Source organism: Culicoidibacter larvae (assembly GCF_005771635.1).
Lineage (GTDB): Bacteria > Bacillota_I > Bacilli_A > Culicoidibacterales > Culicoidibacteraceae > Culicoidibacter > Culicoidibacter larvae.
On sequence record NZ_VBWP01000015.1, the window covers coordinates 12,526 to 36,869 of the forward strand.

A 24,344-nucleotide genomic window follows, 5' to 3' on the forward strand; every position below is an offset into this window, starting at 1 on the left:
CCATGAGATTTGTCACATTTATTAAATATGCGCTTTTTGGTGTTCTTATTTCAGTGTTAATTACCATGGTTGTACAAGTAGGATTGTATCTATTTGAGCATGGCTTATTTTCTTTTACCGATATAGATATGAATCAAATCGTGTGGTGGAACAACTACTCATGGATAATATTTGGAGTTATTATGCTCAAACCATTCGTTGAACTCTTTATTTCAGTGAAAGGATACTCAGATCATCACTCACATGGGAGTGCAAGATGGGGTTATAGGATTGAACTTTTTCTGACATCTAGGTATGTAGCCAACGTTCAATTGATAAATTCGCTTTTATCAAGCTTTGTTCCAAGAGATCAAAAAAGTGGTGGCGGGCTAGTTCTTAAAAGTAATATCTTTGGCCAATACGTCGATGCTGATGATAATCATGCAACAGTGATCGCAACGACCGGTGGAGGGAAATCGCAATTGGTCGCAATTCCCACCGCTAAATCGATTGCCGATAATGGCGAGTCAGTTATTATTGGGGATGTGAAAGGTGAGATTTATGATGAGATGGCCGGATATTTTAAGTCAAAAGGTTATGCGATCAAAGTTTTAAACTTATACGATCCACGGCGCAGTGATTCATACAATCCTATGGCTCAGATTATTAAGGACTATCAAGCCGGCCGGGTGAGTGAGGCAACTACCTTACTTAAATCATTTACGCATACGCTGCATGTCAGTACTTCATCTGGAGATGATAAAATATGGGGCAAACTTTCAAAACAATTACATGATGCCTTGTTTCTTGCCTTGCTTGAAACTGGTAAATATGAACAAGTAACCGTTGCCGGCACAATGAATTTAAAGAACCGATTATCGGATACTGAAAATGGATTAGATGACTTCTTTAGTTCGTTACCGACAAGTTCGGATGCAAGACGTTCGTATAGTGCAGTGAAAGAGGCGGCACAGTCGCCAAAGACACGCTCAAGTATCATGATTAATTTTGATGCCAATTTAGATATCTTTAATGACCGGCTGCTTGCTCAAATGACCTCTATCAATACTATTGATATTGAATCAATTGGGAAAGAAAAGACCGCGGTGTTTGTCATTATTCCTGATGCGGAAACATCACGCCATGAGTTAGTCTCATTTTTCATTCACCAGGTATACTATACACTCGTCAACGTAGCCGTCGCAAACGGTGGCCGCTTACCGGTCCGTACCAATTTCTTACTTGATGAGTTTGGGAACTTACCAAAAATTCCGGAAATGAAAGGAAAACTTGGCGTCTCTCGTTCCCGGGGGATGCGTTTCTATTTATTTATTCAATCGTTTTCGCAGTTATATGAGATATATGGTGATCATGTCGCAAAATCAATTCTTGATATGACCAACGACACCATCTATATTGGGACCAACGGTCTAGAAACCGCTGAAAACATTTCCAAGCGAATTGGTTCTAAAACCATGAAAGTCCAGTCGAGAAGTTTTTCGCCTTGGGCAATCCTACAAAGCAATCGTAATGAGTCAAATCATGCAAGAGCGTTACTGAGTGCCGATGAATTAATGAACCGACTCAAACCAAACCGGATTGTACTATTACGATCTAAAACACCACCACAGTATCTTAAACTACGGCCGTGGTGGAAACAAAAACCGAAAAATATTGAACCAATGGAACTGCCGTATGGAACCCATACAAGCTTAGATCCATTTTTTACTGAAGAAAAAGTCATTGTTCAATCAAAATCAACCAACGGCTTAATGCAACAAGTTGAACGCTTACTCACTGAAGATGAGTACAGTTACATTAAAGTCTTTGAGTTAGAGGAGATTGAGGCTAAGACTTTATATCATCATATTATGCACTTTGCGACAAAAGGCGCAATCAGTGAACAAAGTATAGAGGCAATCATGCCTTTATTTCAATCTATTCTATAATTTGGAGGAAATGAATTATGCAAACAATGATTTATCAAAAACTACAAGCAGCACAAGCCTTTCTATCAAGGTATGAGCCATCAATGCCTGCTGAGGCAGAGCAAATTACCAATACCATTGATACATGGGTCGCTATTGGCAAATATATCTGTGGCGGTCTGTTCGTCTTAGTCATTATGGGTGTTGGACTAGGTATGTGGCTCGCCCCAGATGAGTTTTCTAAACACAAAAAGAAGATACTGGTTATTGCCGGTGGGGCATTACTCATCTTTGGAGCCGCTTTTATTGCAGCTACCATTCAACAGACAATCGCAGGATAGGTGATGTATATGAGCAAGCAAAAGCAACCAGGTTCTTTGGTTCTTAAAGTGTTGCTGTCATGCTTTCTGTTTCTTATTTGTGTTGTTGTGTCCCCAGTAGCGGTCGAGGCAAAAGCTCCGAATGATGATTGGGATACCTGTATTCAGAATGGCGGAAACCCATTAGAATGTTTGCCGGATGAAGAAAAGGTTGATATTTGTGGCAATACTCATTATGCTAAATCGCAAGATGGCCAGTGTGATGGGATGAGTCAGATTTATTATGAACAAGAAACTTATGAGCCACTGTACCCATATATTAAGAAAAGTGATGCTGGAGCATCGCTCATTCGTAGTATTGGTTACTGGCTTGTAGATCTACTTGGAAACTTTGTTGATGCACTCTATACCATAGCGCTCAATATCGTGACCCTTGGTCAAACCTATATTCTTGATCGTGAAACCAATAGCGATTTCCAGGATATCTATTACTGGGTGATGTTTATTGCCCTAAGTTTACTGCCAATCTTTTTAATCATTCGTGGAGTGAAGGTATGGATGGCAACGAACGACAAGGGGCCAAAGGAACTGAAAGACTTAACCAAGTCAATCTTAATTGGCTCAGTGTTTTTGATTGGCATCAGTTTATTGTTCGTGCAGGGAGTGAGTTTCACGGGTTCCGCCTTTGGGTTAATGACCAGTGGCTTAGAAACGAAATCACCAAAAGACAAAATCTTAAAAGCATCACTGATTGATATTGAATATGTCCGTGATGTGCTGCAGAGTGGTGGCACTATGGAATCGCTCAATGATGAATACAATAATCTTACCGAAAAAGAAATGGAGTATTTTGAAATCAATGAGCCGGCCAAGTATGAAATTGGTACGAATAGCGGTGGGTATGAATTTAACCGAGTTATTATCAGCTATCATGACCGCCAGCAGGATTATGTTGTTGGCAAAATTAACTACACCGGCCTATTTAGTTTAGGGAGTGAATACATCTATAAATGGTATATGGATATCTTTTATGTATTAGCGTCCTTTATTATTATTACCATTGCCCTGGCGTTTTATTGTATCAAGGTACCACGTATCTATTTAGAACTTGGGTTCTCAAGATTAGTAGCGCCAATTGTTGCGATGAGTGATATTGGCTTTGGCGGTCGAATGAAAGAATTTGCGAAACATATCGGCTCGAACTTTGCGCTTATATGGGTGATGGGCTTAGCCCTCGTGTTTTACTTTAACTATACCGCTTGGGTGTCAACCGCAACCGGAAGTATTGGGGCATTGAACTTCAATGACACGGTGACAAAACTTGCTTTCCAGTTTGCCGGTATGTTGTTCATGCTTGATGGCTCTAAACTGGTCACAAAACTCTTAGGTGTTGATGCCGGCGTCCAAGATGGCAGTACAGCCATTATGCAAGCAGCGGCAGCTGGTCGAATGGCCGGAGGTGTCGTTGGTGGTATTAAGGGTGCCGCTGGAGCTGCGATGCACGCAGCTGGTCAATTTGTTACTAATCCGGTCATGAAACAAGTTGGTAAATTCGATGCGAAACAAGATGCTAAAAATGGTAACCCAACTGAACCGATGGAAAATGCGAAAAATAAACGCTCATTCTTAGGAGGCTCACAACAGAGTTACAGTGATGGATACAATGCAGAACTTATGAAACACCAGCAAGAAGAAGCAAAGAACTCACATGGATTCGGAAATGTTGAAGGACAAACAATACCGAAAAAAGATAATCAGAATAAATAGAAACGTAGGTTTACGTTTCTATTTATTTTTTTACCGAAAGGAGTGGAACAAATGGCAACAAAAATATCAAGTCAGCTTGTAGATGGGGTAAAATTTGGACCGATATATTTATTTGATGTACTTGGCGCAATTGCCTTCATCGGTGTATTTGGCTTTATCTTAGCTGAATATATCCATAGCTATGTGTATTGGTTTTATTTAGTATGGATTGTCATTGTTGCGATTTATGCGATTCTTCCAGCCGCCCAAAATAAAGGAATCAGAAATTATAAAGCGATGATTTGGTGGCTGCAAGAACGAGTTAAACAACAATTATTTGAAAGAGATGAAAGGGTGAGTGACAATGAAGAAACGGCAGATTAGTAAACTAAGCAAATTATCAGCACTACTCAGTTATGATTCGAGCCATCGTGTCTATAAAGTGATTGACCGGCTTGAACCCAAAGAATGGTGGGTCGGTGTTGTTGAGGTAATCGGCTATGATATGACTTCGATGACTGATGAAGAAGTCGGCAGTATTCTTGATGCCTATTGGGCTGGATTGAAAGTCCTAACCTTCCATATAAAAGGCATCAGTTTAAAACATGCGCTGCGCTTTGAAACGCAGAAAGAACATATCCAGCAGCTGATTGATGCTAACAAAGGAAATGCGGAATTACTGCAGGCAGAATATTATAAGCTTGAACGTGAGGAAAATCATTCGGAAATATTTAAACATTACTTTTTTATTTTTGGATCAAGTCCTCTAGAAGCGGCAGAAAACATGAAGCGATTTAGCAGCTTGTTATTTGCGAATGCGTTTATGAATATTATTGAAATATCAAGTGATGAGATGCAGATGCTCTCATACTATTTACATAATAAACGCCGGAAGAAAGGGTGGGATTTACATGGGTCGTCATAGAAAGAAAATGAAAGCCATAAAAAAAGAAAAAATAGTCTGGCAAACTGATCCTGATTTGTATGATTACATTTGGCAGACTCCAATTGCGCCTAAGGCGAAGTACATTGATTATGGTTCGTGGTATTCTGCGTGTATTATGATTTACGATTATCCAACCGAGGGTGATGCGCAATGGTTTGCGAACTTTCTGTTTGCAGATGGTATTTTTACCTTTGATATTTTTACTCCTAAAAAATTAAAAGAGTTAAAGAAGATCAAGAACACCTTACATGAAATGCGCAGCCGTTTGAGTGCCAGAGACACGATTGAGCGGATTACTGCAGAGGAACGGTATCAGGAAATCTATGCCACCATTCGAGAAGTTGCCTTAGGTAATGAAGCGATTATCTCATTACTGCCAAGAATTTACTTGACTGATAATAGCCTAGATGGGCTTGAAGAACAAGTACGAGCAGTTGTTGAACATCTTGAATTGAAAGGCTTTATGGCCAGTGTCTTTTTGAACCAGGCACGTAACAATGAAATAGGCTTGTTCTTACCGGCCACACTCGGCGGGTTACCGTATAAAAAAATGGAAGCAACACCATTAATGATGTCATATCACTATTCAAGAACCCAGTTATTGGATCAATACGGCTATTTTTTTGGTAAAACCTTTGACAAATATCCGGTCGTGTTTAATCCATTTGAATTGACAAATAAGCGTTTATCTTACTCCGGACTCATTTTGGGAGACCTGGGTGCCGGGAAATCAACGACACTTAAGCGTCTCATTTGGCTGAATTACATTCGTGGTGATTATGTAAGGATCATATCAGTGAACCGTGAGTTTGATAATCTCACGCAGCATATGGGTGGTATCAACCTTGAAATTGGCGGTTCTACTGCGCTCAATCCGCTCTATTATCACCAATATAAAGATGTGCCGGCATCTTCGTGGACGGCCAAGAATATTGAACGGGTCCAAAGTTTCTTGAAAATCAGACTTGGGGATGCGATTAGTACCGAACAGCTGACCGAATTTTCTGCAGTCTTATTTCAACTATATGGTGAAGATGGACCGAAAGAAGAAATCATTTTCTCAACCATTATTAACCACTTAAAGCAGAGTATCTTTCATCCTGATGGCACACCAATTAAAGATGAGAAAATCTATGATCGCAAGTTTGCCCGGATTGAAGGGTTGATTCAATTACTCTCTGAATTTGAAACCGGAGGTTCGAGTATTTACTTTAACCGCAAGAGTTCATTTGATATTAAATCACATCAGGTTGTGAATATAAATATTTCTGCAGTCCTTGGAACAGAGAACTACAACGCCATGCTTTTTACTTTGATGCATTATCTGGATACAGAACTGCAGGAAAAGGGGTGGCCGGAATTACAAGCTTACAATGAGCGTGAGAAAGAAATCTATGAAGTTTCACGGTACTCCATTTTTATGGATGAAGCCCATTATTACTTTAACTCGAAGAATGATGTAGCGGTTGATAAGCTTTTACCAATGGTTCGGATTATGCGGAAGTATTTCTCTGGTCTTTGGCTTGCGACCCATACAATTGGCGACATGTTGAAGAATGGTCAGCAAAGCGAAACGCTGCAACAGCTGTTTGAAATATTACAGTATACCTTTGTCATGAAACAACATGCAAATGCAAGAGAGGCATTACGAAGTGCCTTTAAACAGGCTTTATCAGAACATCAGTTACAACAAATACCACAATTTGAAAAGGGTGAGACGTTCCTCATTATTAATGGTGTCGGTACCTATGGCATGAAGGTGAGTGTCACCCCAGAAGATATTGCGATATTTGGTGGTGGTGCGTAATGGCATCTTTAAAAAAACATAAAGTATTGATTACCATTGTATCGACAATCTTGAGTTCAGGACTGCTCATGTTTCTATCACTGTGTGTGTTTGTTGCGGTTATTGTGTCTTACGTCTTAACCGATGATCAACCGACAATTAATACCGAAGCGCCTGGAAGCGCTCAAGTGAGTGGTTCACCATTTATTGATCCTTATATTGTGACCGAAGAATATGGGTGGTATACAGGTGCTGAAAGCAGCTTTGGCCGTCATGCTGGCGCTGATCTTGCATCATTACAAAAATATGCTGATGTCTATTCGGTTGTTGATGGAGTTGTGATTGAAGCAGTGAGTGGTTGTGTAGTTGGCGGCTGTGGTGGTTATGGTAATATGATTACCATTAAAGTTGATGGTAAAGAGCTGTATGTCAGGTATGGTCATTTCTTAGTTACCCTTGTTAAAGAGGGTGATCATATTGTTAAGGGTCAGAAAGTCGGTGTAGAAGGAGCTACCGGAAAAGTAACCGGAGTGCATCTCCATTTTGAGGTACGTACCGCTCCTGGGTACAACAAAGATGATACTGTCGACCCGAGAAAATATTTTCTATTTTAAGGAGGGATATGATGAATGAGAAAAAACTCACGCTATTAAGCGGTAAACAGAACAAAGTCTATATGCGGATCTTAGTGATCACATTGCTTGTCTGTATTGTTGCCTTTAGTTCAAAACTCTGGCTGCCGGATGACCGGGAGAATAAGAGTAATTATGACTCGCCAATTATTTTAAACCGGCAAGAAACAATTACATTCAGTGATCCAATTATTCATGGCCAAACATTACAGGTGGCATACCACTATGTGCAGTCCAAATCAACTGAAGCAATACCTATACCTATACTGCAAGTAAAGGCCGGAAACAAACAAACACTTGAATTTACCCAACTGATTACTTATAAGAGCAGTGCTGAAGAGAAAGGATATTTACAATTCAATTTCAGCAAACCAAGTGATGCGTACTATTTTCAATTGAACTACAGTAACGATCAGGGAGCAACTTTTGAGACCGGTAAGCGTATCGATTACCGGGACTTTGTACCGGGCAAATTAGCCAGTGCGAGTGAGACAGTGACAGAAGATGCCCAGAAAGCCAATGAGCTTTTACAATTAAAAGCTGACCATGAAGCTATTCTCAAGCAGCTAGAGCAGACTAAGACCAAGTACGAACAAGAAGTTGACTCAGAGAAGAAAGAAGCATATCGGCTTGAATACAATGCATTGGCCGAACAAGCAAATGCGATCGCCGATCAGATTAATCAACGGCTTGATGAGTCAAGTCAAAACAATAAGGAGTAGATAATATGAACAGGTATGAATCAATATTAATTACCTACAAGCAGATTAAGCAAGATTTAAAAAAGACCGCTGATAAAATTAGTGAAATTTTAAAAGCGGAGTTCTTATTCGCCAAATGGTCTGAAGGCTATTTTGTGATTAAAGTAGAAGATAAAACCTACCAAGTGGCCCAAAAGGGAAAGGATAAAATCCAAATCTCTAGTTCGTTTGGAGCTGGAACGTTCCCCTTTAGCAACATCACTAAAAAGCAAGAACAGTATGTCGTCATGCTTTGGCAGCGCTACTTAGCATTTAATCAAACGTGTAATTATTATAAGAAGCTGATTGAAACCAGTCAGCAACAACTTGAAACAGTATAGGAGAGGGTAGAGTATGAAGCCAGTAAAAAGAGGAGTCTTCGTAGGATTGATAATATATATGCTTACTGATATAATCAACAAGATAGCGTTATATATGAATGGAGGAAGTTATATGACATGGGACTTTTTTAGTAATACATTACTAATCCCTGGTTTGCTCTCATTTGCCGGCGCATTAGTGATGACGGCGCTAGGTAATTTTTTAATATTTAAAAACTTGCCCAGTAAAATTGAAGCAAGTATTGATAGTAAAATGAAGGAACAATTTAGTAATATGGAGCTACATTTTGGTAAATCAGGAAATTTATCAAACGAACATGAAGCTTTATCGAAAGGTCATGAAGACATAAAAACAACAGCTAATTATCATGAACAAGAATACTTTAAACCGCTGTTAAAAGATTTAGTTATCAAACAAGCTGTTAATGAAAACACTTCAAATGCGATAAGCTATTTAGAAACTGTCGCAGCAACCTTACAAAACAGAGAGTTGGAACACGTCAAAGAGATGGATGTACTAAAACAAGAGTTTGCGGCTCAAGTGCGGATAACGAATGCCAGCATTAAAGAGTTTAAAGATGAAAATATAAGTCTAAAAGTAAAGGTTATTGATTTAGAAAATAATGTCAAGCAAAAAGACGATATAATTCATCGATTAAAGGAACAACTATCAAAATATCAAGTCAATAATAAAGATCAAGATTATGATCTTGGAATGTAAGAAGCAATTATTGCTTCTTTTTTCTATATCAAAATTTTCAGGAGGTATCCAATATGGAGAACATAGAAAAACAAGTAAATAAGATTGTGAAACAATGTAAAGCAATCTATCAGAAAGTCCAACAAAATCAACGGGTTGAAAATATAATACTGAACTTGGTAATACTCTTGCGAATATTTAAACCTGCAGCATTAGTTTTATCGAGTGGAGTGATGATTGCTTTTCTATATTATATATGTCAAAGTGAACCGGAAAAAAGTATATTTGAAATTGCGATGATTTTGACTCCAATAATTGTATCATCATTAGTCATTCCAATTATTCTTGGTAGTATGTTTTTAAAACTGCTTACGCAACTATACCGTGGTTTAGAAATTATTGTATGGGGAATTAAACAGTTTTTAAAAGTTTTGTTTATGCTGATTTCGTTATATCCAATTCTTGATTTACTTAGATTAGTAAATACTGGTGATGAGTATTTATTTTTAGATAGATTAGTACTCTATTCAATGATTGGAATTGTACTTCTTGGACTATTGATAAGCTTTAATTATCTTTTTAAGAAGGTATGGGGACGGCGTACTCTTGGCCAATATGATGGTCAAGTGCTACCAAGTCATTTAACTGCTGCTACATTAAAAGAGGCTCATCAAAATATAAAAGATAAGGAAGGTGCAGAATATGAAGCAGATTAAGATTGCCGCCATTGATTACGGCAATGGCTATTTTAAGCGAACATATAATGGAGTAGACGTATTAGTGGATCCAAGCATCTATGCGCAGCTGCCAGATAATCAATTTATTCTAGATGAAACACAATCAGTTATTACGGTGAATAAATGGTCGGTGATTATCGGTGAGCAAGCATTAAATAGCGGCTTTCCAATTACTACCTTAGTTGGTACGACTGACGAGGAGAAGTACGCTAATCCGCTGTATAATGAACTCTTATTTGCGTTTATCGCAAAGGACATCGGCAAAGATGTCTGTATTGAACATTTAGTGCTGGGAGTGCCGGTCCATCATTATGCGAATTATGCGGAACCAGTAAAAAAGCTATTCCATAATAAACATAAAACTATCTGGATAGATAATAAAGAAATTAAAGTGAGTATTAAATCAGTGAAGGTCGTTCCCCAACCAATGGGAACCTTTGAATTGTTAGATGCAAAAGCGAGTCGCTTATTGATTATTGATATTGGATATGGGACAACAGATGTGACTGAATTTATGAACCAGGCACCATTCCAATTCTATGGTGAGAATACCGGTATTCGTCACGTGTACCTAACCCTGCAAACCTACTTATCAGAAACATTTCCATCGCTCACGTTGGATCCATATAAAACCGCTCAATATATTCAAGCCGGAAGTCTTGCATATAATGGCAAGACTGAAAAACTCGATAAAACTAAAATCAATCGAGCCATGGACTACCACTTTAATCAGCTCATGGAACTGATTAAGCAGAAGTCCGGGATTGCAGAAAGTGATGTGATTGTATTCTCTGGGGGTGCAGCAGAGATGTTTCAACCACAAATTGAACAATTAAAAAATAAGAAGATTCAATTGATGGATCAGGCGCAAGTCGCAAATGTTCTCGGGTTCTATCAGATAGGGGAGCGATTAGTATGAGTGATATTTCAATTCGCACACAGCGATTAAAATTTACGCACGAGGAATACCAAGCTCTCGGTCAATATCAGAGTGCCACCCAAGTAACGGAATTAGTTGTATGGATGGCTGCTATTTCAAAACGGTTGCCAGAAGGTATGACGCTGCAAGAGTTTTTATTGACGGCCTTAGAACAAATTGAACAAGCAAATGAACCTAGTATAGCTAAGCCATCAAACCAAGTTGAACCACATATTACGGAGCCTGCAGTGGCTGATGAGTATGCGATATTTAAAATACCTCAGGAGGAGTTCTAGTCATGAAGAAAATACGTAATCATATATTTACACCACGATTTGAGCAGTTGGTTGGTACAAGACATACCAGTGAATCGCTCGCAAGTATTACCGCTCAACCAGGTGATCAGTTTGAAATTACTTATGAAAGTAAAGCTGTAATTCGCTTGCGTTTGGTAAGCGTTCGTAAAAAGGGTGTCAAAATATTAAAGGAAAACAGTGAAATTGTTGTTCCACCGGAACAGTTTTTACATGCGTTTAGTCAGGTTGGGGTCATATAGAGGTAACTATTTTACCTCTATATGACCCTGTATAATTCTATATTTGCTTAAGTGACATATAAGGGTAATAATATTACCCTTATGTTACCCACGAATGAAGCGGTATTAGTTGAATGTCATATAAAGGTAAGATAATGACACCTATATGACCCGAACCAATATTTTTTTAAATAAATCTGTGTGACAATTGTACGTCACCGCACTGATTTAGGTGTGCCATTTGTGCGCCAAGGGCGAAAAAATGTGCCCATAGAATGGCTAGGCACTGCCTAGCTTTTCCCACTGTGTGGGAACATTCTCCCTTATGCTCATGTCTAAGGCAGACTGTGTTCCATTTTGAAAGTAGGTATAAATATGAAAGATAAACAAGAAATCCGAGTTCGCAACGTTCCAAAAGATATTGTTGCGATTCTTGATGAACAGGCAAAACGTTCCGGACTTTCTCGTGAAGAATTTTTGCGAGAGTGGTTGGAAATAATTGCGAAGCATGGCTTGCGAAAAGACATCGACATGCAGTATGGATATTTGCTTGGCGAACTGTTGAATGCATTTCATGAACAAACAATAGTGATTAATAATTTAGTCAAAGTATTAGGAGGAGAAGATGATGAATAAAAAAGATGAGCGTGTATTTTTTCGACCATCGGAAAAAGTAAGCCGGCTTCTTGAGCCACAACGAAATAAATCAGCATACATTCAACAGGCCATATTGGCGTATGAAGAAAGTAATACAATTATTGAGGAACTGCGCCGGTTGAGAATTGCGTCAAACGAAGTTCATAAAATGAATCAGATATTAATTCTCATGGTTGACTTCCTGATCAAAGAGTCGGGGAGTGATGCTTTATCTTACGCAATTGATTCGCCATACTTTTCAAAGCATCCGGTCACCACTGATATTGAAACAATGCTTGAAAATAATATCATTAATCAACAAGTATATAAAAATGGACTGCAAAGGGATTGATAAATAATGAGTGATTATATGATCCAGTCTGGTTGTAATATTATGATGGAGTACTTAACTGCAGATAATATTCGTTTCGATAGTAATGCGGAATATGAATCGATTATTGATTACATGACCAGAGAGGAAGCAACGCTGAGACATAGTGAAGCGGTCTTTACTGACATTCAAGCGAATATCCAAAAAGCAATCGAACTCCATCCCAACCAACATAATGAAAGTTTAGCTAATTATATTGAATATATGACAAGAAGCAGTGCTAGTGAGTCGAGACTTGAGCATGGGAAATTATTTAACGCTGCCAGTGGAGCATTGAGTGTTGAAGAACAAGAAGCAATTGTTGCTTCCTTTAAAGCCAAAAAAGAAAAGGGTCAAAAGATGTATTTGCAGGTTGTGTCATTTGATAATGCTTGGTTAGAGAAGTATGGCATATTAGCAGGTAATTATCTAAATGAACCATTACTAAGAACGGCAGTACGTGCCGGTATTGATCGCTTACTGACAAAAGAAGATTTTACCAGTCCGGATAATATGGAGTGGGTCGGTATTGTCCATTACAATACTGATAATATTCATGTTCATGTTGCGATGATGGAAGAGAACCCGGTTAAAATTCGTGGTCAGTTTTCGCAAGAGTCTTGGAAGGCTGCACGTAGTGGTATTGTTGCGCAGCTGATGATGGATTTAAAATTCACTAAGCAAATTGGTGAACTTAGAAATACGTTATATCAAACCGCTACGAAAACTGAAACATTAAAGGAAGCCGCATTTCTTTTTAAGACATTGACTGATGAATTACCAATCAGACGTATTTATTATGCGCATACGAAACCAAAGCAAAGAGAGTTAATCGACCAGGTCACGAATCTGATATTAAAGGATAATGCAGAGTTTCAGGAGTATTTACAGTTTGTTTCAAAGCAATCTGAATTGTATAGTGAGGCGTATGGCCGGAATTCTAAGAATGATTATTTTGAAAAGCAAGTTGCTGACCTGCGCAAGCGGATTAGTAATGCGGTGATTGCGCAGGCGTATGAGCGGAAGAAAGAAATTGTTGCTGATCGTACCGGACCGGAAAAGAAGAGCGACAAATCAAAGTCAGTTGTTTTATCCAAGTCTTTTCAGACAATGACCAGACAAGCAAGACGTGCTGCCCTTGAACAAAAACAACGTGATATGCAGGCATATCATGATTTAGATCGTGACTTGTAAGCGGAGGTGAATGTCGAATGAGCATTAAGAAACAACTTGATGAAGTCAAACAATTTTGGTCAGTACCACGAACAAATGTGGAAGCGTTACGCCGGCTAAAGAAAGAATATAAAAATCGTAATGCTAATCAAGTAGATAATTTAGAGTCATATTTACATAGTATTGGTAATGAATTTCTTGAAGAAGAAATCGAAGCTTTAGCAAGTAAAGACCCATCGGCACTCTATGATGGGTCTTTAAAATGGTAAATATGAAGGTTTCTAGAATAGTTTTAGGATGATATCTATATAGGTTTACTATTCTAAAGTTGTTCTAGAGGCTTTATTTTTATGTGAAGGGAAGAAATATATGATGAAAGCAAACATTGGAATAATAGAAGGTACTTTTGATGATAATCCTTCATCTTTTAATACGAGCTATTTTTGCCGAAGGGTATTGCCAAGACAACTCATGTTTGAGAACTTACAGATTGCATATGAAGAATCAAGAATGCACCTAGATATGAAAGTAGTTGGTGATTTGCGATGAAACGTATTCTTAATTATCCAGGTAGTAAATGGCAACATGCTCAAAAAATCATACATCTAATGCCACAACACAAATCATACTGCGAACCATTCTTCGGAAGTGGCGCAGTATTTTTTAATAAATCGAAAGTGACTCTTGAAACAATTAATGATATTGATGGTCGACTAATCAATATGTTTACCCAAATGCGTTCATGGCCGTATGAGTTAGCTCAATTAGTTGAACTTACTCCATATAGCCGAAAAGAATATGAATTATCATTTGTATTGAGTGATGATCCTTTAGAAGATGCACGCCGTATGTTAGTTCGATGTTGGATGGCGATAGGTGGTAAAACAAATGGGCCGGTTGGATGGCGACGAAATATTTCTTGGAATGGTCCATACAATACGTTTGAGTGGAATGACTTACCAAACAGAATATTTGATGTTGCGGTGCGATTAAAGGATGCTCAAATTGAATCTAAAGATGCTATTCAGTTAATTAATGAGCTAGATGTTGATACATTGCTGTATGTTGATCCGCCTTATGTCCAAAGTACATATACCGCTGCACATTACAAGTTTGAGTTTGATGATAATCAACATATTGCGTTAATTCATACCTTAAAAAAGCATGATGGATATGTGTTGCTATCAGGCTATGACAGTGAACTGTACCAAGATTTATTAAATGACTGGTATAAAATCGAATATTCAACCAATATTGGTATTACAACCCAAAGGAAGAAAACAGTGAACGAGGTGCTTTGGTTAAATTATAGACCTGAAGAACAAACTTCACTCAATGATTTTTGGCAAAGTGTTTACTGAATCAACAAAAAAACCGGCAGAATATCCGCCGGTCAGTTCGTGTAGTTCTCCCAGGAGAAAAACTACAAATAAATTATATCATACTTGTTTATCAAGTGTGCACTATTTACAAAGGAGTGAGAGTATGCAAGTATATGTTTATAGGCACATTATGTGTGTGCCATGAAATTCCAAAACTACAAACAAATTTACAAGGAGTGAATAACAATGAAGTATAAAGATAATACCGTATTTTATATTCCGGTGATCCAGGAGGCACTATTCAATGCTGAAGACGAGGTGATAGAGAAAATTAAGTTGCGATTATTATCAGATACAAACTGGACTGATATAACAAAATTTCACATCGCCATGCAAGACCGACCATACGAAATTGAAGTCTATTCCATGTATTCAAAAGCAGATATATTCAGTGAAACGTATGAATCTATCGATACACAACAATTACATGGTGAAAGTGAGCTGCTGCAAGCGTCTGATTTCCAACCATTTATCATACTTGAGTATGCAGCCGGTATATTTGGACAACCAATGATTGTCCGGAACCTTGAGGAATATCGTGCCATTCAAGCTGAAGGTGTGGATAATGCATAAATCAAATGAGAAGAACAAAAAATATTTACAATATTACTTTCATTCCAGTGAAAGCCTTGGGTCGACACTCAAGGCTTTTTTTCAAGTCAATTATGAAGCATCTTATATTAAGGAAGGGTTTTATCAATTTTATCATAACCCTGGCAGCCAAGTTGTTTTAGTTGCTCATTTAGATACAATACATCAAGAGCTGCCAACAAAAATCTTTCAGGGAGCCGGTAATACATTTTCTGCCAAAGAAGGTATTGGTGCTGATGATCGAAATGGCGTGATCGCAACAGTTGAATTATTTCGGCGATCCGTTGACAGTGGTAAACCGGTACCGTCAATCATTTTTACTTATGGTGAAGAACTTGGTGGTATTGGTGTCCGGAAACTAGCAGAGGACCGAGAACTGGTTGGACTATTAAAACAAAAGCATCTCTTCATCGAGTTTGATCGAAGAGGGGCACATGACTTCGTGACCTATAATAATAAGAACAAAGAATTATACCAGGTACTTACAGATGTCGGATTCAAAGAAGCTCGAGGCAGTTACACCGATATTGTCACATTAGCAGATGCAACTGGAGTCATGGGTGTTAATATATCTGCCGGCTATTATAATGCGCATACAAAACAAGAGTTATCAAATTTTGATGAACTCTTTTTTAATATTGATCGTATAGAAACATTGCTTCCGGTATTTGAACATAATCAGTATTTTATTGAGGAACCGGTGGCTGACATCGATTCAACAGCTGACTTAGTACGTATCGCTTATGCTGAAGCATTTGAAAACTATATTACCATGCAAAGTATGCATGGCATCGAGCACTCAATCAGCATCGAAGCTATTACTGGACTTTATCCTGACTATATTGATGAGTACGAAGAAATTGAATACCTACTTGAGTACGCCAAAGACGTGGATGTTTTGGCAGTAAACAAGCAACCAATTATTGAACATGAATATGAACAGATGGAGTTGATATAAATGTCGTTTAAAGCAATCGCAAGAGCACACATATTAGAGCGAATGAACAGTGAGTTCAAGCACCCGGATGCACTCCCGTTTACAACGATGAGTGAGCAGTTTTTAAATAACTATGTAGCAGCCAATAAAGAACATATCTATCACTTGTTTGGTGATGCCTTTTCTTTTATACAAGAGGTTCATACCTCAACCAGTAAGTTTGATGCCGACACGATCAAGGATTATTTCCGGCATCAATTAGGAAATAATTGTCCGGATGTATTAATTGAAAATGCTATTCACTTTACCCGTTATGTGATGTGTGATTCAAGTAAATCAGATATGAATACAAATAAAATAGTGAATGATTTTGAAATTTCGGGAATGACTTTTAAAGTAAATCAAAAAGTCTCAAAGTCCTTTGTAAAGTATGTGACGCAGCTGTCTAGAGATGAATCTCTACAATCAGAAGAACTCAATACCTATAAGCGCATATTTGGCGACATTTATGATCGGTATATCCAAACATTACGGCAGCTTGAATATATTGATGTCAAAATGTATATGCGGATTTCAATTGATCCACTTGATTATTTCTATATGGGCAAGACACGCACACAGCGCTCATGTACGAATTTTGATGTGCATGAATTTATGGGTAGTGATTATGCGAAGGCAGTCTTTACCTATTTACAATCACCAACATTCATTGCGACCTTACATACCGAACTAGCGAGTGCACAGCAGGGGCACGAAGGTGATTATCGACGTGTTTACTATTATGACGTTGATGAACAATTGTTACTTGGTACTAGGCCATACGGAGCAAGTAAGAAGCAGAATATCTTTTTAAGTAACCAAGTAGAACATTTTTTCCGAAACGCCTGGCAAACAAATTTTCCGGTTTCTTCAATGATAGGGCGGATCCCACAAAAAACAAAAGCACCACAATCATTCAAAGGAATGCCTAGGTTAGCTGTTCATATGAGTGCGTATGATGTTGGATACTTAGACGTTTTACATTATTACTATAATAATGACTATATGATTCATCATGCAGGAACAGGGATACAAACCTCATTCCTGGACAGTCAGGAAGAAGATGATTATATTTCAATTCAGGAGGCGAAATGGAATAAGCACAATCCATATAAAATAGCGATCAATAAAGCACGTTGTCTAGTAGCGGAATCGATGCAGCAAGAGTTTTCTCATATATTCAATGTAAATCAAAATTTATATGATTATTCTATCCATCCAAACATGCGAGAACTGGCCACAGAACAAGAGCGTGCAGCGTTCAAAAAAGCAAACCAGAAAGAAGAAGCATTTGAAATGTAAAAAGCCTTGGTACACTGAAGTGTGCCAAGGCTTTTTTTGTTATCTTGAAATATGGTATAATTATTACTGCATACAGAAAAGTATGCGGCAAATTTTACTAAAGCACGATATGTAATGGGTTGCATAACGTGCTTTTTTAATTGTGATATATCTGATATAATAATAGTTGAGATCACAAAACGGTTGACGGTAGAGCCTCTTGAAGTTTTTCAAGCATCAGGAGGCAACCCCTCCTGAGAGTAATTGAAGGAGGTGGTGCGTATGTCAGATGATATTATTGTTGCGATTATTGGGGCAATTGCCCTGGTAATTACAACGACAGTAACAGCAGTTGCTAATTATTATTCTGCCAAACAAAAAAACTACCGCCAGAGCCGGTCAAGCAAAAAGCGGTAGTATCAACTAATTATTGAGGCTCACCGTCAACTTGACTGTGGTCTCTTTATATATATATTATAGTATAAACAGCAGGGGATTGCAAATGATATAAATTATTATTAGGAGTCAAATGATGGGAAAAGAGAATGTTAAGAGAATATGTATTTACTTCATTGCTACTTTATTTGTTTTTGGAATAGTGTTCGTAATAGATGGACTTAACATTGGCACACTATTATTTTCAAATCTAGTATATAATTTGAATTGGGATTTACTTGGAATTTGTGCTACGATAATTACAGTAGTTATTGGCTTTTTTATAAGTTTCGCTTTGATTGAGAAATCAAACATTGAGAAAGACAAGCAAATTAGAGCAATAATAAGTATAAGGTACAATAACATAAAAAACAATCTTGGAGAACCATTTAAAATTCTAAAAACAGAGTGTAGATGGCCAAGTGACTTATCTTTAGATTACTATAGAGAACAACTTGACGAAAATTATATCGAACTAAAAGAAGTAGCGCTTAGTGGATATCTTGCTAATGAAGATTATGTATTTTGTAATTATTTGTATGATTTATCGAGTATCAGTCTATCTGAGGTAGAAAATCAATACCAAATCCCAAGAATTGCTGATGATTTAAGTATTTTAGAAAAAGAAATTAGGAAGAAATATTCTTTAAATAAATCTAATAAATATAGTGAATTTCTCGAAAAAATTGGCTTTTATCAAGATAATAAATAAATTGTTTTCACGTTGAGGTTTACATAAGCTTTATGATGCGAAATATGAAAAAATTATTGAAATTATATTATTTTGATTTACTAAGTATATGAGATTTGCTATATTAAGACTAAGCAAAATACTTTCTGGGGAGTGAGGAGTTTTGTAAAAAATATTAGGAGGAAATATAATGAAATTATTTGACAAAATTGGAAACGGATGTTGGTATTTTTCGCTAGTAATCTTAATGTTTGTAACTTGTATAGCTGTTACAATACCTGTTAGTGCAAATGCTGAAGAGGGAATCCATACAGAGGAATTTAATGCCACTGTAAAACAAGAGGAAGAAGTTTATCAAGATGCTGGTATTGACGAAGTTGAAACTGAAATATCTGCGCTTGAGGCAAAGTATGCTCAAGAACAGAATCAATCAGTCTCTCCTACTGCTAGAACTCTAGGTGCCCAATCAGTACAATCGTATAATAATCCACAAGAATACTATACAAATGAAGATTTGGCAAAATTAGAAGCTTTAAATAACGTTAGAGCTGATAAAATTATGGAATTAGGTGTTGCTGGTGGCGCAAAAGAAGACAATGAAATGGAGTCATCACAGCCGGTAATGTCTATGCAAAGAGCCGCGAAGTGGTCATACTATGGTTGGAATGGAGCAGGAGATATTTTTATTCATACATATACTCCTTTCCCAATGGGAGATTTCGGTCATGCTGGACTTGGTGGTGATACTCCAAGTACAACTATAGAGGCGAAGGGCGAAGGCAAAGTTGTAAAATGGTATTCAGACCAATTTTTTACATATAAGCCAAGTACAGGATTATTAACTGCAGTACATGATAATGGTGCGTGGGCTTGGTACCGAGTATATAGTGCTTCCCTTCAACAGTACCAAGATGCCAAAAACTATGCCCATAATAAAATATTAGGTGCACCATATCCTAAAGATATTCATTGGACATTCTATAATCCAAACATGTCGAGTTGGGAATATCATTGTGCGGAAGTTGTTCATTTTGCATGGTTACGTGGAGCTGGGAAGTTGGTTAGTAATTCTAAAGACAATAAAGCAGTCGGACCATATGGTTTGGGACCACAGAACAAGTATGGAGCTACATATCGATATCGTGGTGATTTAAGCTCGAAAGGATCGAATAATTAGTATGAGGAGAACTTTTGCAATACTTGGATATGTCTGTATGGCAGCAATTATAGGTGTATCGGGATTCTTTGTTTATCAATATATATTTCCACTTAAAGCTGAATCTGGAGATCTTATTGTTTTTTCAATGACATATAATGGACCAGAAACAACGAATCACGCCTACATATTGAGAGGTGAAGAACCAAATACTCAATTGGTAGGTGAATTGAAAATACCTAATGAATTAAAAAATGGAAAAATCATGGGTAAGTATTTTGATTACGAAAATTCAGTATTGTACTTCTCAAACGACTTTGGATTTTATTCATATAATCTTGAAAGTAATGAAGTTATTACAATTCAACAAGGTCAAGCTGGATTTACATTCAAAAATCTTGATGGAGTGATTTGGTATAATCTTGATGTTGGCTTTAATCAACAAAAACCTGAGAACGGCTATACCAATCAATTATGTGAATATACGATTAATACTGGAAATAATACTTGTCACACTATTCATAATCTGCAAATATTTGATGTTGATATGGATATAAATAGTTACTATTTGGCAGGGTATGCAAGTGATTATGAAAATTTCAACAACATGGTTAAAAGCTTTTTGGTATTAGATAATCAATTTAAAGAAACAAATAGAGTTAGAATTGATTTTAATGATGGTTGGTTTCCAGAAGTATTTGTAAATAGCCAAAACAACCAAGAAGTTATGATTTATAACGATATTGTATATTATTCTTATAATATAACTACTAAAGAGTTTTACGAGGATAATATTCAAACGTATACTACTAGGCTTAATTCAGGATTTAAATCATACAATATTGTTGGTGGTGGGCATGGTCATCTAGATTATAATGAAGAAAAAAACTGTACTAATATTGCATATGCAGGAGAATCTGTATCATGCAAAGATGGGATGTTAATCATTCAACCGTTGTCACAAGGGTATCGTTCTAATCCATATAGTAATGGTTTTCTTGTGAGACCGAATGAGATAATCAGAAACGGTGGAATTATTGAAGAATATATCAATATTATTGATTTAGAGACCCTTACTGAAATTAAAAGATTTAATTTAGTTGAACCTATTTCAGGAGTAAAAGACGCAATATATATTCCATAATAAGACTAAAACACATCAATGGATTGATGTGTTTTAGTCTTTGGTTAACATAATCTTTATTATATGAATATTGTGAAATAGTGATAAAAACGGTGGAAAATTCAATTTTCGCTGTTTTTTTCACTTTTTTGTGACTTAACGTTTCGTTTTGTTATAGGCTCATGTTATAATAACCATGAGGCCATTTAGATGGTTGTCGGTGGTAGCCTCTTTCGAGAGGTTGAAGAACCTCTTAGATCTATTTTCTGGAACTGGAGGTGATTCGTTTTTTATGACAGAGGCGATATTTATTGCTCTTATCACTTATGGATCTGCTATTGTGATTGCAATTGTTGGTGAAATTGGTAAGATTATTATGCAAAAGATTAAAAGTACTGACCATAGAAAAAACCACCGCGGCCGACCAAGCAAGCGGTAGTTAATCACAAAAACATTTTTTAAAGCTACCACCTTCAACTGATAATGGTCTCTTTTCTATTTCATTATAGCATGCCCGCGGAAAGCAAACAAGAGATTTAATAAAAATTGCTTGACAAATGCGTTGTTTTTTTGATAACATAAGAAGCCTCGTTTTGACCATTTAGTATTTGATGGTCATTTTTTATTTGGCAATAGAATGCCATGACAGCTGTACATCCATTTTAGGTTTTGTCCATTGTTCTAGTTTTGCACCGGCAAGGTAATCAGAAATCTGATCATCATCTAACATTAACGGTAATCGATCATGAACAACCTCGAAAGCTGGCGTTGCTTGTTGTGTTATTATGACATAATGCGGTATACCATCAGTGATTTTGTACAAACCGGCAAATTTTATGATGTCCTGGTTGTTTTCGGTTATGATATTTTTCTCTTTACGGCCGGTTGAGTCGGTCCACTCGTAAAATGCCGATGCCAGGATTATACAACGATGCAGCGTAAAATCTTTCCGGTAGAACGGTTTTTCTAATAGTGTTTCTTGCCGGCCGTTTATGATATGGCCTTTATGGTCCCATTTTGGAATACCCCATTGCATAACCATGTACCCGGAATTGGTTTGAACAATCCCGGAATTAGTTGGGAACACTTCATAAGTTGCTGACTTGTCACTATATTTCAATTTAGCAATTTCATCAGGATCATTATCTAACAGATCCATAGCGGTACTATAACCGATTGATTCATAGCGGCCACACATAGCCATCACCCCTACTCCATATTGTAACCTGATTATACTACGTGGCATAAATTGCGGTTATTGTTATGCAATAAAAAAGCAGCGGCTTAAATGGCCACTGCTTGGGATGCGGATTGATGGATAAATCTATCTGCAGGTTTATTATATCAAACTACTTTGATTTAGCAATAAAAAGATGGCCCCGGTAAAACACCGGAACCAAGGGGATGAGGAAGATAGAAAAAAAGAAAGGAACTTTCTTTTTGGGTAACATATCTGCTACCAATAAGTAGTATAACACCACTCGCTCTGGCCTACAACCACAAATTATATTTTATGTAAAATAAAGCAGCCCCAAATCGAGGCTGCCAGTTATAGGGATTTACTCTAGAAATAGAGTTTCATGGATAAGCATACGTGCACATGTATGCTCTTTCATTCTATCATACTAGGTCTTGGTCTGCAATAACGGTGATTACTCAAAATATTCTGCTTTTGATTCTAGTTCAATATATTCAGCAAACTCCATTTTTATTGTGTTTTCGTCTAAGTTCATGTACTGAATGTATTTTGAAACATTTTTCGGGATTTTCATTGTCTCAATGTCATGGCTGTATCGTATTTTTAGTGCCCTTACGAATGCTGCTGTTTGTCTTTCATCGAGTTGCTGCATATATGGTTTAATATACTCTTCAAAGACAAATTCTCTATACTGCTGCTCAAGATCAATTGTTCTCATTACTCTATCCATCCTATCAGTTTTTATTTATGATACCATACTATTATTTTGTTTTGTAGTGTCATTTTTGCACTAGACTTCTTTAATCATCTATAATATTGTGATTTCTTGATTTATATTATATACTAATGTATAGGGAATGAGAGGAGAGATGGTTATGATAACGTATTTACCGGGCCAATATACTTGTGTATCGTGTGGCGGTAAAATTGTAATTCAAGAGAAAACAAAAGATGCATTAGTGTGTCCGAAGTGTGATGGCACAGTATTTTCAAATTGCAGCGGTTTTCGACCAATTAAAAAACCGAGACAAGACTAAGTGGGAAGGCTTGCAAAGCTCTTCTACTTGTTGTATACTATGTATGTACAGCGATGGTTAGTTAGTACATTAAAAACATAAATAAAAAAGAAGCCAGCTTCGACTTTGGCTTCTTTTTTTGTGGCCTCTCTACTCACGATTATCTTTATTATCTCTCAATAATATGATAATGAGTAGGATTACGATGGTTAGTAATTCCATTAAAAACACCTCGCTTTCTTGGCGAGTATAGTTTAGCCACGTGTTTTATTATACCATAAATCACTATTTAATTAGCATCAATTTAAACACAAGGCAACTGCACGTGCAGCTGCTTTTTTTATTTAATATCAATTATTGAATCATTTTGAATAAATACTCCGCTAATATTAATATGACCAGGCTTTCTATCATGATTGTTATAATAGCCGGTAATTATTTGAATATTATCGTTAAGCCAATAACTCACTGTAATTGGTTTATTGTACCCCAAAGTCATAAATGGTCCATCTTGATTGCTATTCACTGTTTTCACCCGTAATCTCAATTGAAATGAATGCTGTAAACTCATACTTCGTTTCCTGAATAATGATAAAGCGATCAATCAGATTGACTTTATCAACTCTGCCGGTGATTGCTATTATTTGTCCATCTTTGAAATATTTAAGTGCTATTTTGGTTTCTTTCGGCCGGATGGCCAACATAACCTGGTTTATCTCCTCTATTTGTTCTTCAGATAATTCTGGCTGAGTTTTCAAGTTATTAATACGATCCAGGTGATACTGGCCAGCTATTGGATCAGAGAGTGCAGCAAATGGATACCACTTCTCTATTTTGCGTACTTTATCAGGTTTAAGCATTATGACCACCCACCAAACCGCTTCTCGCCAAGAAGCTTGCTTTCGGCATTAGTGAAGTGGCGCTAAATAACGCTGTCTGGCCGTATTTTCGTTTTATTCCATTTATGGCCACGTTTAACATATACTGGTTGTCTACGGGCCGAAACA

The 24,344-nt window shown here is 37.1% G+C and carries 33 protein-coding genes; 29 read left to right on the forward strand and 4 right to left on the reverse strand.

Translation table 11 applies throughout. From position 1 onward, the window contains the following. Positions 1–2 precede the first annotated feature (2 nt). The 28 genes from FEZ08_RS11435 to FEZ08_RS12250 all read left to right on the forward strand — a co-directional run bounded on the left by FEZ08_RS11435 (position 3) and on the right by FEZ08_RS12250 (position 21,562). Entirely contained in the window at positions 3–1,928 is a 1,926-nt protein-coding gene (locus tag FEZ08_RS11435) for a VirD4-like conjugal transfer protein, CD1115 family (RefSeq protein WP_138192504.1), read from the forward strand. A gap of 17 nt (positions 1,929–1,945) precedes the next feature. Then, entirely contained in the window at positions 1,946–2,248 is a 303-nt protein-coding gene (locus FEZ08_RS11440) for a TrbC/VirB2 family protein (protein WP_138192506.1), read from the forward strand. 9 nt (positions 2,249–2,257) lie between these two features. After that, positions 2,258–3,994: a pLS20_p028 family conjugation system transmembrane protein gene (locus tag FEZ08_RS11445; protein WP_138192508.1), complete on the forward strand. Its 1,737-nt coding sequence runs from the start codon at positions 2,258–2,260 to the stop codon at positions 3,992–3,994. Positions 3,995–4,045: 51 nt separating this feature from the next. Beyond that, positions 4,046–4,357, forward strand: a complete 312-nt coding sequence (locus tag FEZ08_RS11450; RefSeq protein ID WP_138192511.1) for a DUF5592 family protein — start codon at positions 4,046–4,048, stop codon at positions 4,355–4,357. Further along, entirely contained in the window at positions 4,338–4,898 is a 561-nt protein-coding gene (locus FEZ08_RS11455; protein WP_138192513.1) for a hypothetical protein, read from the forward strand. Before FEZ08_RS11450 ends, FEZ08_RS11455 begins: the two co-directional genes overlap by 20 nt. Beyond that, positions 4,885–6,726, forward strand: coding sequence for a VirB4 family type IV secretion system protein (locus FEZ08_RS11460; protein WP_138192515.1), 1,842 nt, complete (start codon positions 4,885–4,887; stop codon positions 6,724–6,726). The genes FEZ08_RS11455 and FEZ08_RS11460 overlap by 14 nt, the downstream gene beginning before the upstream one ends. Continuing rightward, positions 6,726–7,319, forward strand: coding sequence for a M23 family metallopeptidase (locus FEZ08_RS11465; protein WP_138192518.1), 594 nt, complete (start codon positions 6,726–6,728; stop codon positions 7,317–7,319). Before FEZ08_RS11460 ends, FEZ08_RS11465 begins: the two co-directional genes overlap by 1 nt. Before the next feature lie 8 nt (positions 7,320–7,327). After that, complete coding sequence (locus FEZ08_RS11470; protein ID WP_171015059.1) at positions 7,328–8,059, forward strand: hypothetical protein; 732 nt, start codon at positions 7,328–7,330, stop codon at positions 8,057–8,059. Between the two features lie 5 nt (positions 8,060–8,064). Then, the gene (locus tag FEZ08_RS11475) at positions 8,065–8,418 is read left to right on the forward strand and encodes a hypothetical protein (RefSeq protein ID WP_138192522.1); all 354 of its coding nucleotides are present in this window, start codon (positions 8,065–8,067) and stop codon (positions 8,416–8,418) included. 13 nt (positions 8,419–8,431) lie between these two features. Next, positions 8,432–9,139 carry a hypothetical protein gene (locus FEZ08_RS11480; RefSeq protein WP_138192524.1) on the forward strand — a complete coding sequence of 236 codons (708 nt, stop codon included), beginning with the start codon at positions 8,432–8,434 and terminating at the stop codon, positions 9,137–9,139. Between the two features lie 53 nt (positions 9,140–9,192). After that, entirely contained in the window at positions 9,193–9,834 is a 642-nt protein-coding gene (locus FEZ08_RS11485) for a hypothetical protein (RefSeq protein ID WP_138192526.1), read from the forward strand. Then, positions 9,821–10,774 carry a ParM/StbA family protein gene (locus FEZ08_RS11490; RefSeq protein ID WP_138192528.1) on the forward strand — a complete coding sequence of 318 codons (954 nt, stop codon included), beginning with the start codon at positions 9,821–9,823 and terminating at the stop codon, positions 10,772–10,774. Before FEZ08_RS11485 ends, FEZ08_RS11490 begins: the two co-directional genes overlap by 14 nt. Continuing rightward, entirely contained in the window at positions 10,771–11,070 is a 300-nt protein-coding gene (locus tag FEZ08_RS11495; protein WP_138192530.1) for a hypothetical protein, read from the forward strand. Before FEZ08_RS11490 ends, FEZ08_RS11495 begins: the two co-directional genes overlap by 4 nt. Before the next feature lie 2 nt (positions 11,071–11,072). After that, on the forward strand, positions 11,073–11,330 hold the full coding sequence (locus tag FEZ08_RS11500; protein WP_138192533.1) for a hypothetical protein: 258 nt from the start codon (positions 11,073–11,075) through the stop codon (positions 11,328–11,330). A gap of 354 nt (positions 11,331–11,684) precedes the next feature. Further along, positions 11,685–11,945: a FitA-like ribbon-helix-helix domain-containing protein gene (locus FEZ08_RS11505; RefSeq protein WP_138192535.1), complete on the forward strand. Its 261-nt coding sequence runs from the start codon at positions 11,685–11,687 to the stop codon at positions 11,943–11,945. After that, the gene (locus tag FEZ08_RS11510; RefSeq protein WP_171015060.1) at positions 11,935–12,297 is read left to right on the forward strand and encodes a hypothetical protein; all 363 of its coding nucleotides are present in this window, start codon (positions 11,935–11,937) and stop codon (positions 12,295–12,297) included. Before FEZ08_RS11505 ends, FEZ08_RS11510 begins: the two co-directional genes overlap by 11 nt. 6 nt (positions 12,298–12,303) lie before the next feature. Further along, complete coding sequence (mobP2, locus tag FEZ08_RS11515; protein WP_138192540.1) at positions 12,304–13,509, forward strand: MobP2 family relaxase; 1,206 nt, start codon at positions 12,304–12,306, stop codon at positions 13,507–13,509. Positions 13,510–13,526: 17 nt separating this feature from the next. After that, the gene (locus tag FEZ08_RS11520) at positions 13,527–13,757 is read left to right on the forward strand and encodes a hypothetical protein (protein WP_138192542.1); all 231 of its coding nucleotides are present in this window, start codon (positions 13,527–13,529) and stop codon (positions 13,755–13,757) included. A gap of 100 nt (positions 13,758–13,857) precedes the next feature. Further along, on the forward strand, positions 13,858–14,037 hold the full coding sequence (locus tag FEZ08_RS11525) for a hypothetical protein (protein ID WP_138192544.1): 180 nt from the start codon (positions 13,858–13,860) through the stop codon (positions 14,035–14,037). Further along, positions 14,034–14,849 carry a DNA adenine methylase gene (locus tag FEZ08_RS11530; protein ID WP_138192546.1) on the forward strand — a complete coding sequence of 272 codons (816 nt, stop codon included), beginning with the start codon at positions 14,034–14,036 and terminating at the stop codon, positions 14,847–14,849. Before FEZ08_RS11525 ends, FEZ08_RS11530 begins: the two co-directional genes overlap by 4 nt. 207 nt (positions 14,850–15,056) lie before the next feature. Next, positions 15,057–15,443 carry a hypothetical protein gene (locus FEZ08_RS11535; protein ID WP_138192548.1) on the forward strand — a complete coding sequence of 129 codons (387 nt, stop codon included), beginning with the start codon at positions 15,057–15,059 and terminating at the stop codon, positions 15,441–15,443. Continuing rightward, positions 15,436–16,419, forward strand: a complete 984-nt coding sequence (locus FEZ08_RS11540) for a M28 family peptidase (protein WP_138192550.1) — start codon at positions 15,436–15,438, stop codon at positions 16,417–16,419. The genes FEZ08_RS11535 and FEZ08_RS11540 overlap by 8 nt, the downstream gene beginning before the upstream one ends. Continuing rightward, positions 16,420–17,739: a hypothetical protein gene (locus FEZ08_RS11545; RefSeq protein ID WP_138192553.1), complete on the forward strand. Its 1,320-nt coding sequence runs from the start codon at positions 16,420–16,422 to the stop codon at positions 17,737–17,739. Positions 17,740–18,000: 261 nt separating this feature from the next. Continuing rightward, positions 18,001–18,135, forward strand: a complete 135-nt coding sequence (locus tag FEZ08_RS12600; protein WP_277871049.1) for a hypothetical protein — start codon at positions 18,001–18,003, stop codon at positions 18,133–18,135. A 112-nt stretch (positions 18,136–18,247) separates the two neighbouring features. Then, positions 18,248–18,865, forward strand: coding sequence for a hypothetical protein (locus FEZ08_RS11550; RefSeq protein WP_171015061.1), 618 nt, complete (start codon positions 18,248–18,250; stop codon positions 18,863–18,865). 169 nt (positions 18,866–19,034) lie between these two features. Then, positions 19,035–20,021 carry a hypothetical protein gene (locus FEZ08_RS11555; protein ID WP_138192557.1) on the forward strand — a complete coding sequence of 329 codons (987 nt, stop codon included), beginning with the start codon at positions 19,035–19,037 and terminating at the stop codon, positions 20,019–20,021. 37 nt (positions 20,022–20,058) lie between these two features. Beyond that, complete coding sequence (locus FEZ08_RS11560; RefSeq protein WP_138192559.1) at positions 20,059–21,144, forward strand: hypothetical protein; 1,086 nt, start codon at positions 20,059–20,061, stop codon at positions 21,142–21,144. A gap of 271 nt (positions 21,145–21,415) precedes the next feature. Next, positions 21,416–21,562 carry a hypothetical protein gene (locus FEZ08_RS12250; protein ID WP_171015062.1) on the forward strand — a complete coding sequence of 49 codons (147 nt, stop codon included), beginning with the start codon at positions 21,416–21,418 and terminating at the stop codon, positions 21,560–21,562. Between the two features lie 183 nt (positions 21,563–21,745). On the opposite strand, the gene FEZ08_RS11565 is transcribed toward FEZ08_RS12250, so the two are convergent. After that, positions 21,746–22,327, reverse strand: coding sequence for an SOS response-associated peptidase (locus tag FEZ08_RS11565; RefSeq protein ID WP_171015063.1), 582 nt, complete (start codon positions 22,325–22,327; stop codon positions 21,746–21,748). A 448-nt stretch (positions 22,328–22,775) separates the two neighbouring features. Continuing rightward, the gene (locus FEZ08_RS11570; RefSeq protein WP_138192563.1) at positions 22,776–23,039 is read right to left on the reverse strand and encodes a hypothetical protein; all 264 of its coding nucleotides are present in this window, start codon (positions 23,037–23,039) and stop codon (positions 22,776–22,778) included. A gap of 157 nt (positions 23,040–23,196) precedes the next feature. Between FEZ08_RS11570 and FEZ08_RS12255 the strand changes: the two genes are divergently transcribed. Beyond that, positions 23,197–23,358 carry a zinc ribbon-containing protein gene (locus tag FEZ08_RS12255; RefSeq protein ID WP_171015064.1) on the forward strand — a complete coding sequence of 54 codons (162 nt, stop codon included), beginning with the start codon at positions 23,197–23,199 and terminating at the stop codon, positions 23,356–23,358. 319 nt (positions 23,359–23,677) lie between these two features. Here FEZ08_RS12255 and FEZ08_RS11575 read toward each other — a convergent pair whose 3' ends face one another. Together FEZ08_RS11575 and FEZ08_RS11580 are read right to left on the reverse strand one after the other, a co-directional pair. Beyond that, a complete protein-coding gene (locus FEZ08_RS11575) occupies positions 23,678–23,872 on the reverse strand; it encodes a hypothetical protein (protein WP_138192565.1) in 195 nt (64 codons plus the stop codon). After that, complete coding sequence (locus FEZ08_RS11580) at positions 23,856–24,197, reverse strand: YolD-like family protein (RefSeq protein ID WP_138192566.1); 342 nt, start codon at positions 24,195–24,197, stop codon at positions 23,856–23,858. Before FEZ08_RS11580 ends, FEZ08_RS11575 begins: the two co-directional genes overlap by 17 nt. Positions 24,198–24,344: the final 147 nt, after the last annotated feature.

Excerpts from the sequence above, each read along its gene's own strand:
- FEZ08_RS11445 (WP_138192508.1), top strand. The coding sequence starts at position 2,258 with ATGAGCAAGCAAAAGCAACCAGGTTCTTTGGTTCTTAAAGTGTTGCTG.
- FEZ08_RS11505 (WP_138192535.1), top strand. The coding sequence starts at position 11,685 with ATGAAAGATAAACAAGAAATCCGAGTTCGCAACGTTCCAAAAGATATT.
- FEZ08_RS11440 (WP_138192506.1), top strand. The coding sequence starts at position 1,946 with ATGCAAACAATGATTTATCAAAAACTACAAGCAGCACAAGCCTTTCTA.
- FEZ08_RS11460 (WP_138192515.1), top strand. The coding sequence starts at position 4,885 with ATGGGTCGTCATAGAAAGAAAATGAAAGCCATAAAAAAAGAAAAAATA.
- FEZ08_RS11510 (WP_171015060.1), top strand. The coding sequence starts at position 11,935 with ATGATGAATAAAAAAGATGAGCGTGTATTTTTTCGACCATCGGAAAAA.
- FEZ08_RS11480 (WP_138192524.1), top strand. The coding sequence starts at position 8,432 with ATGAAGCCAGTAAAAAGAGGAGTCTTCGTAGGATTGATAATATATATG.
- FEZ08_RS11525 (WP_138192544.1), top strand. The coding sequence starts at position 13,858 with ATGATGAAAGCAAACATTGGAATAATAGAAGGTACTTTTGATGATAAT.
- FEZ08_RS11530 (WP_138192546.1), top strand. The coding sequence starts at position 14,034 with ATGAAACGTATTCTTAATTATCCAGGTAGTAAATGGCAACATGCTCAA.
- FEZ08_RS11555 (WP_138192557.1), top strand. The coding sequence starts at position 19,035 with ATGAAATTATTTGACAAAATTGGAAACGGATGTTGGTATTTTTCGCTA.
- FEZ08_RS11450 (WP_138192511.1), top strand. The coding sequence starts at position 4,046 with ATGGCAACAAAAATATCAAGTCAGCTTGTAGATGGGGTAAAATTTGGA.
- FEZ08_RS11580 (WP_138192566.1), bottom strand. The coding sequence starts at position 24,197 with ATGCTTAAACCTGATAAAGTACGCAAAATAGAGAAGTGGTATCCATTT.
- FEZ08_RS11560 (WP_138192559.1), top strand. The coding sequence starts at position 20,059 with ATGGCAGCAATTATAGGTGTATCGGGATTCTTTGTTTATCAATATATA.
- FEZ08_RS11485 (WP_138192526.1), top strand. The coding sequence starts at position 9,193 with ATGGAGAACATAGAAAAACAAGTAAATAAGATTGTGAAACAATGTAAA.
- FEZ08_RS11540 (WP_138192550.1), top strand. The coding sequence starts at position 15,436 with ATGCATAAATCAAATGAGAAGAACAAAAAATATTTACAATATTACTTT.
- FEZ08_RS11490 (WP_138192528.1), top strand. The coding sequence starts at position 9,821 with ATGAAGCAGATTAAGATTGCCGCCATTGATTACGGCAATGGCTATTTT.
- FEZ08_RS11475 (WP_138192522.1), top strand. The coding sequence starts at position 8,065 with ATGAACAGGTATGAATCAATATTAATTACCTACAAGCAGATTAAGCAA.
- FEZ08_RS11520 (WP_138192542.1), top strand. The coding sequence starts at position 13,527 with ATGAGCATTAAGAAACAACTTGATGAAGTCAAACAATTTTGGTCAGTA.
- FEZ08_RS11535 (WP_138192548.1), top strand. The coding sequence starts at position 15,057 with ATGAAGTATAAAGATAATACCGTATTTTATATTCCGGTGATCCAGGAG.
- FEZ08_RS11455 (WP_138192513.1), top strand. The coding sequence starts at position 4,338 with ATGAAGAAACGGCAGATTAGTAAACTAAGCAAATTATCAGCACTACTC.
- FEZ08_RS11565 (WP_171015063.1), bottom strand. The coding sequence starts at position 22,327 with ATGGCTATGTGTGGCCGCTATGAATCAATCGGTTATAGTACCGCTATG.
- FEZ08_RS12600 (WP_277871049.1), top strand. The coding sequence starts at position 18,001 with ATGTCAGATGATATTATTGTTGCGATTATTGGGGCAATTGCCCTGGTA.
- mobP2 (WP_138192540.1), top strand. The coding sequence starts at position 12,304 with ATGAGTGATTATATGATCCAGTCTGGTTGTAATATTATGATGGAGTAC.
- FEZ08_RS11500 (WP_138192533.1), top strand. The coding sequence starts at position 11,073 with ATGAAGAAAATACGTAATCATATATTTACACCACGATTTGAGCAGTTG.
- FEZ08_RS11550 (WP_171015061.1), top strand. The coding sequence starts at position 18,248 with ATGATGGGAAAAGAGAATGTTAAGAGAATATGTATTTACTTCATTGCT.
- FEZ08_RS11470 (WP_171015059.1), top strand. The coding sequence starts at position 7,328 with ATGATGAATGAGAAAAAACTCACGCTATTAAGCGGTAAACAGAACAAA.
- FEZ08_RS11465 (WP_138192518.1), top strand. The coding sequence starts at position 6,726 with ATGGCATCTTTAAAAAAACATAAAGTATTGATTACCATTGTATCGACA.
- FEZ08_RS11435 (WP_138192504.1), top strand. The coding sequence starts at position 3 with ATGAGATTTGTCACATTTATTAAATATGCGCTTTTTGGTGTTCTTATT.
- FEZ08_RS12250 (WP_171015062.1), top strand. The coding sequence starts at position 21,416 with ATGACAGAGGCGATATTTATTGCTCTTATCACTTATGGATCTGCTATT.
- FEZ08_RS11570 (WP_138192563.1), bottom strand. The coding sequence starts at position 23,039 with ATGAGAACAATTGATCTTGAGCAGCAGTATAGAGAATTTGTCTTTGAA.
- FEZ08_RS11545 (WP_138192553.1), top strand. The coding sequence starts at position 16,420 with ATGTCGTTTAAAGCAATCGCAAGAGCACACATATTAGAGCGAATGAAC.
- FEZ08_RS12255 (WP_171015064.1), top strand. The coding sequence starts at position 23,197 with ATGATAACGTATTTACCGGGCCAATATACTTGTGTATCGTGTGGCGGT.
- FEZ08_RS11495 (WP_138192530.1), top strand. The coding sequence starts at position 10,771 with ATGAGTGATATTTCAATTCGCACACAGCGATTAAAATTTACGCACGAG.